This is a genomic window from Lentzea sp. NBC_00516, assembly GCF_036346835.1.
In the GTDB taxonomy this organism is placed as follows: domain Bacteria; phylum Actinomycetota; class Actinomycetes; order Mycobacteriales; family Pseudonocardiaceae; genus Lentzea; species Lentzea sokolovensis.
In genome coordinates this window covers 3,213,090-3,227,209 of record NZ_CP107840.1, presented here as the reverse complement: position 1 = coordinate 3,227,209, position 14,120 = coordinate 3,213,090, and the positions used below count along the sequence as shown (strand labels likewise).

Genomic DNA, 14,120 nt, shown 5'->3' with positions numbered 1-14,120 from the left:
AGAACGTGCATGAAGTGCGCGGTGGTGTCGGGTGCGGGTGCCGGAATCGGTGCCGCGACGGCGAAGCACCTGACGGACAACGGTTACCGGGTCGTCGGGATCGACCTGCGCGGTGATGTGGCCGTGCGGGGAGATGTCAGCGATCCGGAGACCTGGCAGCGGGCGGTCGAGCTGTGTGACGGCGGCGTGGACGCGTTGGTGAGCAACGCTTACACGGTCGCGGTCAAGCCGCTCGACGCGACGACGCCGGCCGAGTGGGAACGCCAGCTCGCCGTCAATCTCGGCGGCACGTTCCACGGCGTCCAGGCCTGCCTGCCGTCGTTGCGCGAACGCAAGGGGTCGGTCGTGCTCGTGTCGTCGGTGCACGCGCACTTCGGCATCCCCGGCCACGGCGCGTACGCGGCCACCAAGGGCGGGCTGGTCGCACTGACCCGCCAGCTCGCCGTCGAGTACGCGCCGGACGTCCGGTTCAACGCGGTGCTCCCCGGTCCCGTGCTGACAGCGGCCTGGGACCAGGTCGCCCCCGAGGATCGGGAACGCAGTGCCCGAGCCACTCCTGCCGGACGCCTCGGCGACCCGGCAGAGGTGGCCTCGGTGATCGGTTTCCTCCTGTCTCCGGCGGCGTCGTTCGTGACGGGCGCGGAGCTTCTGGTCGACGGCGGCTGGTCCGCGGCGAAGGATTCTTCATGAAGGTGACGGCGGTCGAGACGTTCCTGGTCGAGCCCCGCTGGCTGTTCCTCAAGGTGAGCACAGACGAGGGGGTGAGCGGCTGGGGCGAGCCGGTCGTGGAGGGCAGGGCGGAGACGGTCCGCGCCGCCGTCCACGAACTGTCCGAGCTGGTCATCGGCCAGGACCCGCTGCGCGTCGAGGACCTGTGGCAGGTCCTGCGCCGCGGCGGCTTCTACCGCGGCGGCCCGGTGCTGTCGTCCGCTCTCTCCGGCTACGACCACGCTTTCTGGGACATCGCGGGCAAGGCGCGCGGGCTACCGGTCCACGAACTGCTCGGCGGCCCGGTGCGCGACCGGGTGCGGGCCTACTCCTGGGTGGGCGGCGACCGGCCGGACGACATCTTCGAAGCGGTGTCGCGGCAGGTCGCGGCGGGCTTCAGCGCCGTGAAGATGAACGCCACCGCGGAAATGCGCCCGATCGCCTCGCCCGCCGAAGCCGAAGCCGTGCTGAAGCGCGCCCGTGAAGCGCGTGAAGCCCTTGGCCCACAGGGAGATCTCGCGATCGACTTCCACGGCCGCGTCTCGCCCGCGATGGCGCGCAGGCTCGTGCGGATGCTCGAAGAGGTGCAGCCGATGTTCGTCGAGGAACCGGTGCTGCCCGAACTGCCGGCCGAGGTGCTGGCGTCGGTGGTGCAGGCGTCGACGGTGCCGATCGCGACGGGGGAGCGGTTGTTCTCGCGCTGGGAGTTCAAGCCCGTCCTCGACGCCGGTGTCGCGGTCGTGCAGCCCGACCCGTCGCACGCGGGCGGCATCTCGGAGTTGCGTCGGATCGGGGCGCTGGCCGAGATCTACGGGGCGTCGATCGCGCCGCACTGTCCACTCGGGCCGATCTCACTCGCGGCGTCGTTGCAGGTCGCGTTCACCACGCCGAACTTCCTGATCCAGGAACAGAGCGCGGGCATGCACTACAACGGCTCCGACCCGTCGTACCTGGTGGACATGGCGCCGGTGCGGGTCGTGGACGGCTGGATCGCCCGGCCGACCGGGCCTGGCCTGGGGGTCGAGGTCGACGAGACCGCGGTGCGCAGGGCGGCCGAGACCGGGCACGCGTGGCGGTCGCCGATCTGGCGGCACGACGACGGCTCCTTCGCCGAGTGGTGACAGGGCCTGCCAGCGGCTGCCAGTGACGTGTGCGTCCGCTGTCAGCGCGCCGGGTGAACCTGGTCGTGCCGTCAGGGAGGCGGCACGATCTCCAGGGGAGCCCATCAATGCACGTCACGATCATCGGTGCCGGTCTCGGCGGTCTCACGCTCGCCCGTGTGCTGCACGTCAATGGCATCCCGTCCACCGTCTACGAGGCCGAGGAGTCGCCGGCGGCGCGCACGCAGGGCGGCATGCTCGACATCCACGACTACAACGGCCAGATCGCCGTCGAGGCGGCCGGGCTGATGGACGAGTTCCAGAGCCTGGTCCTGCCGGGCCGCCAGGCCATCCGCGTGCTGGAGTCCGACGGCACGGTCCTGCACGAGCAGGGCGACGACGGCACGGGCGGCCGTCCCGAGGTGCAGCGCGCCGACCTGCGGCAGATGCTGCTCGACTCGCTCCCGGAAGGCACGGTCCGGTGGGGCTGCAAGGTGACTGGCGTCCACGGCAGGACGGTGACGTTCGCGGACGGCAGCACCGTCGACGCCGACGTGCTGGTCGGCGCTGATGGTGCGTGGTCGCGGGTGCGGGCGTTGGTCTCCGACGCCAAGCCCGAGTACACCGGTGTCTCGTTCGTCGAGACTTACCTGCACGACGCCGACGTCCGGCACCCGGAGGTGGCGAAGGCGGTCGGCGGCGGTTCGATGTTCGTTCCCGCCCAGGGCAAGGGGATCTTCGCGCACAGGGAGAGCGGCGCCACGCTGCACGCCTACGTGGAGTTCACCCGGCCGCTGGAGTGGTTCGCCGACCTCGGCCGGATCCCCGCGGAGTTCGAGGGCTGGGCGCCCGAACTCACCGCGCTGATCACCGAGTCCGACACCGAACCGGTGTTCCGCCCGCACTACGCGCTGCCGTCAGAGCACCGCTGGGAACGAGTGCCGCGCGTGACCCTGGTCGGCGACGCCGCGCACCTCCTGCCGCCCAACGGCGAGGGCGCCAACCTCGCCATGCTCGACGGCGCCGAACTCGCTCAGGCACTGGCCAGGCACGACGACGTCGAGACCGCGCTGGCCGAGTACGAGCAGGCGATGTTCGTGCGCACCGCCGAAACCGCCGCCGACTCCGAGGAGATCATGCAGAGCCTGTTCGGCGACGAGCCCCCGCAGAAGCTGGTCGACCTGCTCCTCGACGCCTGAGCACGTAGGTGAACAGGACCGCCATGACGGCCACCCCGGTCCACATGGCGGTCCGCCAGCCCTCCACGAAGGACTCTCCGGTGTCCACGGCGCCGGCGACCATCGCGCCGAGCGAGGCGACGCCGAGCGCCGTGCCGAACTCGCGCGTGACGTCGTTGAGCGCCGACGCCACGCCCTGTCGCCCTTGCGGCAGCGCACTGGTGATCGCCTCGGTGGCGGGCGGCATCGACAGCACCATGCCCGCGCCCATCGCGACCATGCCGGGCAGCACGGTGAGGTACCCGGCGTCCACGAACACCGCCATGAGCACCAGACCCAGGCCGCCCAACACGATTCCTGTCGCCATCGTCGCGCGGGCGCCGACCCGTTCGGCCAGCCGCGGCGCGAGACCGGACGCGACCATCATCAGCCCGGCCATCGGCAGCAACGCCACCGTCGACACCAGTCCCGACCAGCCGAGAACGGTCTGGAAGAACGGGTACAGCACGATCGACACACCGGCCTGCACCCCGAACACCACCAGCAGCACCACGGACCCGGTGGCCAACCGGCGCTCCCGGAACAGCCGGACGTCCAGCAACGGCGCGGGATGCCGGAGTTCCCACGCCACGAACGCGATCGCCGCACCGGCCCCGGCGAGCAGGCTGAGCACGTCGCGCTCGTGCAGGAAGTGGATCAGTCCGGCCACCGCGACCACGGAGGTGAGTGAGCCGACGACGTCGAACGGCCGAGCCTCACGTGAGTCCGGCACCGCTGTGAGCGCCATGACGAGCGCGACGACCACGAGCACCACCGGCAGCACGAACAGGAACCGCCAGTCCGCCACGTCGACGAGCAGCGCCGACAGGAACATGCCCAGCAACCCGCCACCACCCGCGACGCCCGTCCACACACCGATCGCCCGGCTGCGTTCGGTGGCCGGGAACGTCGAGGTGATCACGGCGAGCGTGACGGGCATGATCGTCGCCGCCCCGATCCCGGCGAGCACCCGCGCAGCCAGCAGGACCTCCGTGGACGTGGCCACCCCGGCGATCACGTTCGCCGCGCCGAACACGACCAGCCCGGCGATCAGCACCGGCTTGCGCCCCCACCGGTCACCGACCGCGCCGAGTGGCAGCAGCAACGCGGACAGCGTCAGCACGTAGATGTTGATGATCCACAACACCGTGCCCTGCGACGCGCCGAACTCGGCGGCGAGGTGGGGCTGGGCGACGTTGAGACCGGTCACCGACGAGATCACGGCCATCAACGCGACGCACACCGCGACCAGGGTTTTCGTTCGATTCATGGCCGCGACGCTAAGCAGTGTTTGCTGGAGAAGCATACGATCGTGCGCATGACGCAAGAAGATGGCGATCTGGACGGCCTCGTGCGCAAGCGGATCCGCGCCCTGCGGGTGGCACAGGGCTGGTCGCTGGACGAACTCGCGACCCGCGCCAGGCTCAGTCCGTCGTCGCTCAGCCGCATCGAGAACGGCCAGCGCCGCCTCGCCCTCGACCAACTCGTCACGCTCGCCCGCGCCCTCGACACGACGCTGGACCAGCTGGTCGAGACCGACACCGACGACGTGATCGTCAGCCCGATGCTCGACGGCGCGCACGGCAACATGCGCTGGCCGATCAAGGCCGAGCCGGGCATGACCGTCATGCGCCAGCGGATGACCACCCCGCCGCCCGACAACCCCGCCTCGCTGCGCGCGCACTCCGGCCGCGAATGGCTGGTGGTGCTGTCGGGCACGGCGGTGTTGCTGCTGGGCAACCGGAGGTTCCGGGTGGAGACGAACCAGGCGGCCGAGTTCCCGACGATGCTGCCGCACGCGATCGGCACGGCGGGTGGTCCGTGCGAGATCCTCGGGATCTTCGACCGGGAGGCGCGGCGCGGCCACAACGCCGACAAGAAGGCGTGATCTTGCGCGGCCGGCACCGGTTCGACCGACCTTCTTGCGTCTTGCGCAAGCCACCGTGCATCTAGCGCACGGGCGGCTTAGCTTGGCCACATGAGCGACGAACGACATGGCCACGGCGCCGGCCACGCCCACGGGCAAGGACATGGGCACGGCCACGGCCACGGGCACGGCCACGGCCACGGTGACGATCAGGCCGAGGTCCTGGACCTCGACGCCGAACTCCTCGCCGGCCACACCGCCGACATCATCGACTGGCTGCCCACCTCGAACCCCCGCCACGTCGTGGACCTGGGCAGCGGCACCGGCGCGGGAACGTTCGCCCTGCTCGCGCGCTACCCCGAGGCCCACATCACCGCGGTCGACTCCTCGTTGGACCACCTCCAACGACTGCGCCAGAAGGCCGGCGAACGAGGTCTGGCCGACCGAGTCCACACCGTCCTGGCCGACCTCGACGCGGACTGGCCCGACCTCGGCGCCCCGGACCTGATCTGGGCCTCGGGCTCGCTGCACCACATGGCCGACCCCGGCCACACCCTGCGCCAGCTGCACAAGACCCTCGCCCCAGGCGGTCTGCTCGCCGTCGTCGAAATGGCCGGCATGCCGCAGTTCTTCCCCGAACAGGCCCCAGACGGCCACGACGAACGCCTGCCCCACCGAGGCGCGAACTGGGGCCCGAAACTGGCCGAAGCGGGGTTGACCGTCGAGGGTGAACGCACGATCACCGTCCACATCGAACGGTCACCCGCGGTGGAGCGCTACGCGTACATCGTTCTGCGCAGGCAGCTCGGCCCCGAGGCAGCCGACGAGGCATTGCGCCGCGACGACCTCTCCCTGCGCACCGAACGCACTGTCTGGGCGGCGCGAAAATGACTCGTCCAGGGGTAGAACCGATCTGTGGAACGCATCGAGGTGTGGCGCGGCGAGCTTGGTCCGCTTCCCGGCGTGCGCGACGGTGACGCCCTCGCCTACGAGTTCCAGATGCCCGACCGGTTCGAGCCGTGGCCGGGTGGCACGTTGCTGGAGCGGGTGTTCGTGCTGCTGGACCTCGGGGTGAGCATGTCGGTTCCCTGCTGGCGACGGGGAGTGCACACCGATCGGTCCGCCGAGGGGCCCACGACCTGGTACGTCGACCTGGTGACGGTCGAGCGACGGCCGGGGGAGGTGACGATCCACGACCTGTACGCCGACGTCATCGTGCCGGTTGACGGACGGCACCAGCGGCTGCTCGACCTCGACGAGTACGCCGACGCGATCGAGGCAGGAGCGCTGTCCGTCGCGGACGCCGTCGACGGGCTGAGACGCTGGCAGCGCTTCCTCGACCGGCACCTGCACGCGACCAGGGAGCCGCTGGGCCACTGGACCGACTTCCCGCCACGGCGGCTGGAGGCGCTCGCGGCGCTGCCGACCCCGCTCGGGCCGGTGGTCACGGCCCCTTAGCGACCCCGACGAGCGCCGTCCGCAGCAGGTCGAGAGCGGCCGCCCGCGCACCGGTCAGCGACGGAGACGCGACGGATGCCGCGACCACGTCGACCTGACGCGGCAACCGCGCGCACTCGTCCTTGATCGCGTCGAGCAACGACGGCCCCCAAGAGCCGCCGATCACGACAACTTCCGGATCGGCCAGCGTCACCAACGCCATGACGACACCCCCGATCGCCCGCGCCAGCACGACGGGATCCGCTTCCCGCAGCCGTGCCACGTCGATCGCGGTCGTCCCCGGCCGGCGCAACCCGAGCTCGCCGAACACCTCGATGAACGACGTCGCGCCGGACGGCCCGGCCGTGATCAGGTGCGAGATCTCACCGGCCAGTCCCGAGTGCCCGCGCCGCACCTCGCCGTCGGAGACGACCGCACAACCCAGGCCCTCGCCCAAGAACAGGTAGGCGAAGTCCGCGACCCCCAGTGCGGCGTGTTCGGCCTGCGCCGCCCAGTTCACGTCGTTGTCCACCACGACCGGTCCGTGCAGCAACGGCCCCAGCACCGCGACGGGATCCAGTTCTCCCACCAGGAACGGCGAGTCGGGCAGCTGCACGAGCCTGCCGGTGCGCCGGTCCACGGGATCGGCCGCGCTCACCGTGCAGAGCCGGACGTTGTGCGCCGCAACGGTTTCCGCCGCGACCGACGGCAGTACGGTGGCCACTTCGGCCGGGTCGGCGATCGGGTGGTGGGTGCGGCCGACGACGTCTCCGTAGGCGTCGACGCACTCGGCCGTCACGCCGTCCGGCGAGATCGTCATGACCAGCGCGACGCCGATGTCCTCGGCCAGGCTGTAGAACGAACCGACCCGGCCCTTGCCGCGCCCGCCCGGCGTGCGTTCGCCGGTGTCCGCGACCAGGCCCTGGTCCACGAGACGGCGGACGCTCTCGCTCACCGTCGGCTTCGACAGCCCGGTCTCCACCGCCAGTTCCGCCCGCGTGAGCTTGCGGGCGGACATCAACGACCGCAGCACGTGCTCGTCCGAGATCGAGCGCAGCAACTCCTGGGACGGCCTGGTCACGGGCAGCACTCTAGTTAGGGGTCTTGCCTACAACGGCTCGACACGCCTATGGTTCTAAGTTAGGAGGCCTTACTGGAAGGAGTCGTTGTGCTGCCGAACTGGGAGACAACCCCCGCTGACCTGCCGAAAGCCATCCGGGAGGTGAAGAAGGCGATCAGGGCGAACATCGAGGCATCCGGCCGCAGCGTCGAGGAGGTGTTCGCGGTCGTCGAACAGCAGATCCGGCGTGAGGTCGACGACGTCAAAGCCGGTCAGGCATGGCCGGTGATCGACTACGCCGACATCGAGGCCGGCACCGCGTCACCTGACCTCGTGAAACGCCGAGGCTGCCTGGTCGTGCGGAACCACTTCGACCGCGAGCAGGCGCTGGCCTGGGACAAGTCCATTGTGGACTACGTCGAGGGCAACGACTTCTTCGAGAACTACCGCGGCCCCGGCGACGACTTCTTCGGCAGCGTCGGCTCGAAGCCCGAGATCTACCCGATCTACTGGTCCGAAGCGCAGACCCAAGCCAGGCAGCACCAGCGGATGGCGACGGTCCAGCAGTTCCTGAACGGCCTGTGGCACCACGAAGGCTGGTTCGACCCGGCGAAGGACGTCGGCTACCCGGACCGCATCCGCCGCCGCCCGCCCGGCGCCAACTCGAACGGCCTGGGCACCCACCTCGACCCCGGCACGCTCGACCTGTGGATGACGCGCGAGTACCAGCAGGCGTTCCGGCACCTGTTCAACGGCACGCCCGAGCAGTACGACCCGTGGGACGCCGCCCACCGCACCACCGGCCCGCAGTACCCAGGAACGACGATGTGCTCGGTGTTCCGCACCTTCCAGGGCTGGACCGCGCTGTCGGACATGACCCACGACCAGGGCGTCCTGCACACCGTCCCGATCCCCGGCGCCATGGCGTACCTGATGCTGCGCCCGCTGCTCGACGACGTCCCGGACGACGACATGTGCGGCGTCACGGTCAACCAGGTCTTCCCGGTCGACCCGAAGTACCACGAGCTCCTGATCGAAGCCCTGAGCGGTATCCCGGACGTCCGGGCGGGCGACTCCGTCTGGTGGCACTGCGACATGATCCACAGCGTCGCGCCCGTCACCGATCAACAGGGCTGGGGCAACGTCATGTACATCCCGGCCGCGCCCTCATGCCCCCGGAACGACCGCTACGCCGAGGAGATCCAGCACGCCCACGCAACGGGTTCCAGCCCGAGCGACTTCCCGGAAGAGCACTACGAACGCACCTGGCCGAACCGCTCACGCCCCGAGTAGCACCCGGAACACCGCGCCCTCACCGGGCGCGGTGTCCAGCTCGATCCGCCACCCGTGTGCCGCGACCAGCGCCGCCACGATCGCCAGCCCCAGCCCGCTTCCACCGGGCCCGCGCGCGGGATCCACGCGGTAGAACCGTTCGAACACCCGCGAAGCCTGCTCCGCGGACATCCCAGGCCCGTGATCAGCCACTTCGATCGCCTCGGCGGTGAGCCGGACCTCGATCGGCGACCCCGCCGGCGTGTGGATCAGCGCGTTGTCCAGCAGGTTCGTCAGCACCTGCCGCACCCGCGCCTCGTCCGCCTCGACCGGCACCGGCCCTGCCGGCAACTCCAACGAGACGAGACGTCTCGTCTCGCGGTCCCGAGCCTCGACCACGGCGTCGGCCACCAGCACGACCAGGTCCACAGTGGACAGGGCCAGTGGCTGCTCCGAGTCCAGCCGCGCCAACTGCAGCAGATCCTCGACCAGCAACCCCATCCGTGAGGCCTGGTCCTCGATCCGCTTCAACACCTCGGAGGCGTCCGAAGCCGCACCCTGCCGGTAAAGCTCGGCGTACCCCCGAATCGACGTCAACGGCGTCCGCAACTCGTGCGACGCATCCGCGACGAACTGCCGCATCCGGCTCTCCGAACTCACCCGCACCGCGAACGCCTGCTCGATCTGCCCCAGCATCGTGTTCAACGCGGAGGCCAGCCGCCCGACCTCCGAACCGGGCCGCCGCACCGGAACCCGACGCGACAGATCACCGGCCGCGATCTCCCCGGCGACCTGCTCGACCTCCTCCAACGCCCGCGTCGACGCCCTGACCAGCGCATACCCGGCCATCCCGACGAGGATCAACGCGCCGAGGCTGATCAGCAGGAACGCCAGCCGCAGATCGTCGACCGCCCGATCCACCTCCGACTGGTCGGTCACCACGACCAGCTCGGCACCGTCGAGCTGCCGCATCACCAGCCGATGCGAGCCCACCGTGACGTGCTCGCCGGGCGTCAACGTCCCGTACGCCGGCAGCCCTTCGAAGGACGTCCCGGACAGCACCCCGTCCGCGTCGCGCAGGATCATGTTGTCCCGCATCGGAAACGGCCGCGGCGCCGACGCCACCCGATCCAGCCGCGCGTCGAGCTGGCCGAGCAGATAGCGCTCCATCACCTGCGACCCGATCAGCCACGTGCCGAACAGGCCCGCGGCCACCAGGGCGACGAGCACGACCACCAGCCGCACGCGCAACGTCATCTGCGGATCATGTACCCCAGGCCGCGAACCGTGTGAATCAGCCGAGGCTCGGAGGCGTCCACTTTGCGCCGCAGGTACGAGATGTACGACTCGACCACCCCGACGTCGCCGTCGAAGTCGTGCGACCACACCTGATCCAGGATCTGCGCCTTCGACAGCACCCGCCCGCTGTTGCGCATCAGGTAGTGCAGCAACCGGAACTCGGTCGGCGACAGCTCCACGACCCTCGCGCCGCGCCGCACGATATGACTCTCCACGTCCAACGACAGATCACCGCAGGTCAACTGCTCGCTCTCGCCACCGGGCCTGGTCCGGCGCAGTACAGCCGTCACCCGCGCGATGACCTCCTCCAGACTGAACGGCTTGGTGATGTACCCGTCGCCGCCGATCGTCAGGCCGGTGATGCGGTCGTCCGTGCTGTCCCGCGCGGTCAGGTACAGCACCGGCACCCGCACGCCACCGGAACGCAGCCGTCGTACCACCTCGAACCCGTCCCGGTCGGGCAGCATCACGTCGAGCAGCACCAGGTCGGGAACATCGGTTCGTGCGGCGGTCAACGCCTCGGAGCCGGTCGCCGCGCTCGACACGGTGAACCCCGCGAACCGCAGGCTCGCGCACAGCAGTTCGCGGATGCTGGGTTCGTCCTCGACGACGAGCAACCGGCCCCGTTCCACGCGTGAATCCTGCATCACCCGGTGGTCGGCCGCTGGGTGATGGTCTGCCCGCTCACGGTGCCGTCCGAACCCGCCTGGCCCTGCACGACGACCTGCTGACCGGCCTTGAGATCAGCGAGCTTGCCCTCCGACGTGACCTCCACCTTCGTGGTGTCCGAAGTGGACACCTTCACGATCTGCCCGTTCTGCGTCTTCACGTAGACGGTCGTGCCCTCGACGTGGTCGATGGTGCCAGCGGTGCCGCGCCCGCCGAACTGGCCGCCGCCCTGCCGGTTCGTGCCGGACGGGGGAGCACCACCGTTGCCACCGGGGAACTGCCGCCCGGCGGCGTTCTGCCGAGTCGGCGTCTCGCTGGCACCGAAGGACTTCTGCACGAACACCCCGCCGACGAACGCCACGATGGCGAGCACCGCGACCCCGAGGATCACCGTCGTCTTGCCGAAGCCGGTCTTGCGCTCCTTCAGCTCGGCCGAGATGTCGTTCTCGAGCGGCTGATCGAGTGGGTTGGTCACGTCGAAAACTCCTTATTCATGCCTGAGGGCTTCGATGGGGCGGAGCTTCGCCGCCCGGGAAGCCGGGTAACTGCCGAAGAAGAGGCCGATCAACGCCGACACCGCGGACGCGAGCAGCACCGACGACGGCACGAGCACGGGCTGGATGCCCGCGATGGTGAACTGGCTGCCGATCATCCCCGCCGCCACGCCCAGCGCCCCGCCGAACAGGCTCAGCAGCGTCGCCTCGATCAGGAACTGCCCGAGGATCGAGGACCGTGGCGCGCCAACGGCTTTGCGGATGCCGATCTCGCGGATCCGTTCGGTGACGGTGACCAGCATGATGTTCGTGATGCCGATTCCGCCCACCAGCAACGAGATCGCGGCCACCGACGCCAGCAGCACGGTGAACGTCTCCGTCGTCGCGGTCCGCGCGGTCAGCAGCTGGTCCTGGCTCAGGATCCGGTAGTCGGCGGTCTCGGTGACCTTGTGCCGGCCGTTGAGGATCGTCGTCACCTGGGCCTGCGCGTTCGGCAGCGCGTCCGCCGACTGCGCCTGCACCACGATCTGCGTGAGGCTTCCGTAGCCGGTCAGCGCGTTCTGCGTGGTCGACAACGGCGCCACGGCCATGTCGTCGGCGTCCTGCAGCCCGCTGGAACCCTTGGCCGCCAGCACGCCCACGACCGTGAACGGAATGTTGTTGACCAGCATGGACTTCCCGACAGGATCAGTACCGGGGAACAGCTCGGTGGCCACCGTCGCACCGATCACGACGACCTTGCGCGCCTGCTGGACGTCGTTGTCGGAGAACAGGTTCCCTTGCGCGACCGAGCTGTTCGTGGTGTCGAAGTAACGCGGGTCGGAGCCGATGAACTGCCCGATGTCGTGCGTCGTGTCCCCGTAACCCGCGGTCGCCTGCGCACTCACCACGGGCGACGCGTACTTGACGTCGGGGGAGTCCTGCCCCACCAACGCCGCCGCATCCGCCGTGGTCAGCGGCTTGGCCGTGCTGCCGGGCTGGGCGCGCTGCGGGCTGATCGTCAGGATGTTCGTGCCGAGCCCGGCGATGCTCTGCTGCACCGCGCTCGACGCGCCGTTGCCGACCGCGATCAGCAGGATCACCGACGCGACACCGATCAGGATGCCCAGCGTGGTGAGCCCCGACCGCATCTTGTTCGCGGTCAGGCCCCTCACCGCGAACGCGGCGATCTCGAAGATCCTCACACCAGCACCCCCGCGACCTTCCCGTCGACCACGCGGACCGTGCGCATGGCGTGCGACGCGACCTCGTCCTCGTGCGTGATCAGCACGACGGTGCGCCCGCTCGCGTTGAGCCGGTCGAGGATGCCGAGCACCTCCCGGCTCGACTCGGTGTCGAGGTTGCCGGTCGGCTCGTCGGCCAGCACGATCGCGGGCGACGTCACCAGCGCACGGGCGATCGCGACACGTTGTTGCTGGCCACCGGAAAGCTCGTTGGGCCGGTGATGCGTGCGGTCTTTCAGACCAACGAGATCGAGCGCGGCGAGCGCCCGTTCACGGCGTTGGGCACGTCGAACTCCCGCGTACACCAGCGGGAGCTCGACGTTCGCGAGTGCCGTGGTCCGCGGCACCAGGTTGAACGACTGGAAGACGAACCCGATCTTCCTGTTGCGCAGCAACGAAAGCTGTTCCTCGTCGAACTCGCCCGTGTCGATGCCGTCCAGCAGGTACTGGCCGGAGGTCGCGATGTCGAGGCAGCCGAGGATGTTGAGCAGCGTCGACTTGCCGGAACCCGACGCACCCATGATCGCGATGTACTCGCCCTTCTGGACGGTGAGGTCGAGACCCCGCAACGCATGCACGGCTGTGTCGCCGCCGCCGTACGTCTTGCGGAGGTCGCGGACCTCGATGACCGGGCTCATCGACCGGTCCCGGTGAGCCCGCCGCCGTTGCGCTGCCCGCCACCCGTGCCGGGGAACTGCCCGGTGCCGGGCTGCTGCTGACGGTTGGTGCTGTTCGACGTGCTCACCTGCGGCAGCACGACCTCCTCGCCGGCGGTCAGCCCGGACTTGATCTCCACGTACTGGTCGCCGCGCACCCCGACCTCGACCGTCTTGCGCGTCTCGGCGCCGTTCTCCATCACCTGCACCGAACTCGCGCCGCTGACGGTCTGCACGGCCGCCGCGGGCACGGCGAGAACACCTTGCGCGGACGCGACGGTGATCTCGACGCTCGCCGACTGACCAGGCTTGAGCTCGGCCGGCGGCTGCGTCAACGCGAGGCTCACGCCGTACTGCACAACGTTGTTCGCGGTCGTGGGCGTGAGGTCGACGGTGGTGACCTTGGCCTGCACCGGCGTCCCCGCCATCGCGTTGACCGTCACGGTCGCCGCCTGGTCAGCCTTGAGCTTGCTGACGTCGGACTCGGAGACGTTCGCCTTCACCACGAGGTTCTTCAGGTCGGTGACGACCACGAACCCGGACGCCGTCGTGGTGGTTGTTGTGCTGGAGGTGGAAGAGCTGCTGGAAGTGCTGCCACTGCCGACCTTCTGCCCAACGGCCCCGGTCACCGACGTGATCGTGCCGTCACCGGGAGCCGTCAGCACTGTCGCGGCAAGGTTGTCCTTGGCCTGCTGAAGCGCGAGCTGCGTCTGCCGGTACGCGGTGAGCAGCGCGTTCGTGCCCGTGCCCTTCTCCAGGGCCGCGTTCAGGTTGCCCTGCGCGATGTCCACCTGCAGCTGCGCCTGCGTCGGATCGAGCTTTGCGAGCTGCTGCCCCTTGGTCACCGCGTCGCCGACCTTGACGTTGACCTCGGTGACCGTGCCGCTCGCCCCGAACGACGCGGCGGCGCTGAACGAGCTCTGCACCGTCCCCGAAGCCGTCACCACCTCGCTGACATCGCGGTTCGCGGCGGCGGCCGTGCGAGCGGTCGTGGTGGACTGGGCATTGCCGGAGGAACCGAAGAACACCAGGTAGCCGGCCACACCGGCCCCGAGGAGCACCACCACCAGCAGTCCGTTGATCAACAAGGATCTGCGACGTCGAGTCATGGCTCGGGA

Annotated in this window: 15 protein-coding genes; 7 read left to right on the top strand and 8 right to left on the bottom strand. The window is 69.7% G+C overall.

What is annotated here, in order from left to right:
• Positions 1-9 precede the first annotated feature (9 nt).
• From OG205_RS14390 to OG205_RS14380, 3 genes are all read left to right on the top strand, one after another.
• The gene (locus OG205_RS14390) at positions 10-690 is read left to right on the top strand and encodes an SDR family NAD(P)-dependent oxidoreductase (protein ID WP_330276738.1); all 681 of its coding nucleotides are present in this window, start codon (positions 10-12) and stop codon (positions 688-690) included.
• Complete coding sequence (gene dgoD, locus OG205_RS14385) at positions 687-1,829, top strand: galactonate dehydratase (RefSeq protein WP_330276737.1); 1,143 nt, start codon at positions 687-689, stop codon at positions 1,827-1,829. Before OG205_RS14390 ends, dgoD begins: the two co-directional genes overlap by 4 nt.
• A 107-nt stretch (positions 1,830-1,936) precedes the next feature.
• On the top strand, positions 1,937-3,007 hold the full coding sequence (locus OG205_RS14380; RefSeq protein ID WP_330276736.1) for an FAD-dependent oxidoreductase: 1,071 nt from the start codon (positions 1,937-1,939) through the stop codon (positions 3,005-3,007).
• Here OG205_RS14380 and OG205_RS14375 read toward each other — a convergent pair.
• Positions 2,943-4,295, bottom strand: coding sequence for an MFS transporter (locus tag OG205_RS14375; RefSeq protein ID WP_330276735.1), 1,353 nt, complete (start codon positions 4,293-4,295; stop codon positions 2,943-2,945). The two genes, OG205_RS14380 and OG205_RS14375, sit on opposite strands and share 65 nt — an antisense overlap.
• 48 nt (positions 4,296-4,343) lie before the next feature.
• Here OG205_RS14375 and OG205_RS14370 point away from each other — a divergent pair, with 48 nt between their 5' ends.
• The 3 genes from OG205_RS14370 (at position 4,344) to OG205_RS14360 (ending at position 6,350) form a co-directional block, all read left to right on the top strand.
• Entirely contained in the window at positions 4,344-4,913 is a 570-nt protein-coding gene (locus OG205_RS14370; RefSeq protein WP_330276734.1) for an XRE family transcriptional regulator, read from the top strand.
• A gap of 90 nt (positions 4,914-5,003) precedes the next feature.
• Positions 5,004-5,783, top strand: coding sequence for a class I SAM-dependent methyltransferase (locus OG205_RS14365; protein WP_330276733.1), 780 nt, complete (start codon positions 5,004-5,006; stop codon positions 5,781-5,783).
• Positions 5,784-5,807: 24 nt separating this feature from the next.
• The gene (locus OG205_RS14360) at positions 5,808-6,350 is read left to right on the top strand and encodes a DUF402 domain-containing protein (protein ID WP_330276732.1); all 543 of its coding nucleotides are present in this window, start codon (positions 5,808-5,810) and stop codon (positions 6,348-6,350) included.
• On the opposite strand, the gene OG205_RS14355 is transcribed toward OG205_RS14360, so the two are convergent.
• On the bottom strand, positions 6,337-7,410 hold the full coding sequence (locus tag OG205_RS14355; RefSeq protein ID WP_330276731.1) for an ROK family transcriptional regulator: 1,074 nt from the start codon (positions 7,408-7,410) through the stop codon (positions 6,337-6,339). The two genes, OG205_RS14360 and OG205_RS14355, sit on opposite strands and share 14 nt — an antisense overlap.
• An 87-nt stretch (positions 7,411-7,497) precedes the next feature.
• Here OG205_RS14355 and OG205_RS14350 point away from each other — a divergent pair, with 87 nt between their 5' ends.
• Complete coding sequence (locus OG205_RS14350) at positions 7,498-8,682, top strand: YbiU family protein (RefSeq protein WP_330276730.1); 1,185 nt, start codon at positions 7,498-7,500, stop codon at positions 8,680-8,682.
• On the opposite strand, the gene OG205_RS14345 is transcribed toward OG205_RS14350, so the two are convergent.
• Genes OG205_RS14345 through OG205_RS14320 form a run of 6 tightly spaced genes read right to left on the bottom strand, consistent with a single transcriptional unit; the run spans position 8,668 to position 14,111 of the window.
• Positions 8,668-9,918, bottom strand: a complete 1,251-nt coding sequence (locus tag OG205_RS14345) for a sensor histidine kinase (protein ID WP_330276729.1) — start codon at positions 9,916-9,918, stop codon at positions 8,668-8,670. The two genes, OG205_RS14350 and OG205_RS14345, sit on opposite strands and share 15 nt — an antisense overlap.
• On the bottom strand, positions 9,915-10,607 hold the full coding sequence (locus tag OG205_RS14340) for a response regulator transcription factor (protein WP_442916780.1): 693 nt from the start codon (positions 10,605-10,607) through the stop codon (positions 9,915-9,917). Before OG205_RS14340 ends, OG205_RS14345 begins: the two co-directional genes overlap by 4 nt.
• Positions 10,607-11,104 carry a hypothetical protein gene (locus OG205_RS14335; RefSeq protein WP_330276727.1) on the bottom strand — a complete coding sequence of 166 codons (498 nt, stop codon included), beginning with the start codon at positions 11,102-11,104 and terminating at the stop codon, positions 10,607-10,609. The genes OG205_RS14340 and OG205_RS14335 overlap by 1 nt, the downstream gene beginning before the upstream one ends.
• Before the next feature lie 12 nt (positions 11,105-11,116).
• Positions 11,117-12,307, bottom strand: a complete 1,191-nt coding sequence (locus OG205_RS14330) for an ABC transporter permease (RefSeq protein WP_330276726.1) — start codon at positions 12,305-12,307, stop codon at positions 11,117-11,119.
• Positions 12,304-12,984 (bottom strand): ABC transporter ATP-binding protein, encoded by a 681-nt coding sequence (locus OG205_RS14325; RefSeq protein ID WP_330276725.1) that lies wholly within the window; start codon positions 12,982-12,984, stop codon positions 12,304-12,306. Before OG205_RS14325 ends, OG205_RS14330 begins: the two co-directional genes overlap by 4 nt.
• Positions 12,981-14,111: an efflux RND transporter periplasmic adaptor subunit gene (locus tag OG205_RS14320; RefSeq protein ID WP_330276724.1), complete on the bottom strand. Its 1,131-nt coding sequence runs from the start codon at positions 14,109-14,111 to the stop codon at positions 12,981-12,983. The genes OG205_RS14325 and OG205_RS14320 overlap by 4 nt, the downstream gene beginning before the upstream one ends.
• Positions 14,112-14,120 lie beyond the last annotated feature (9 nt).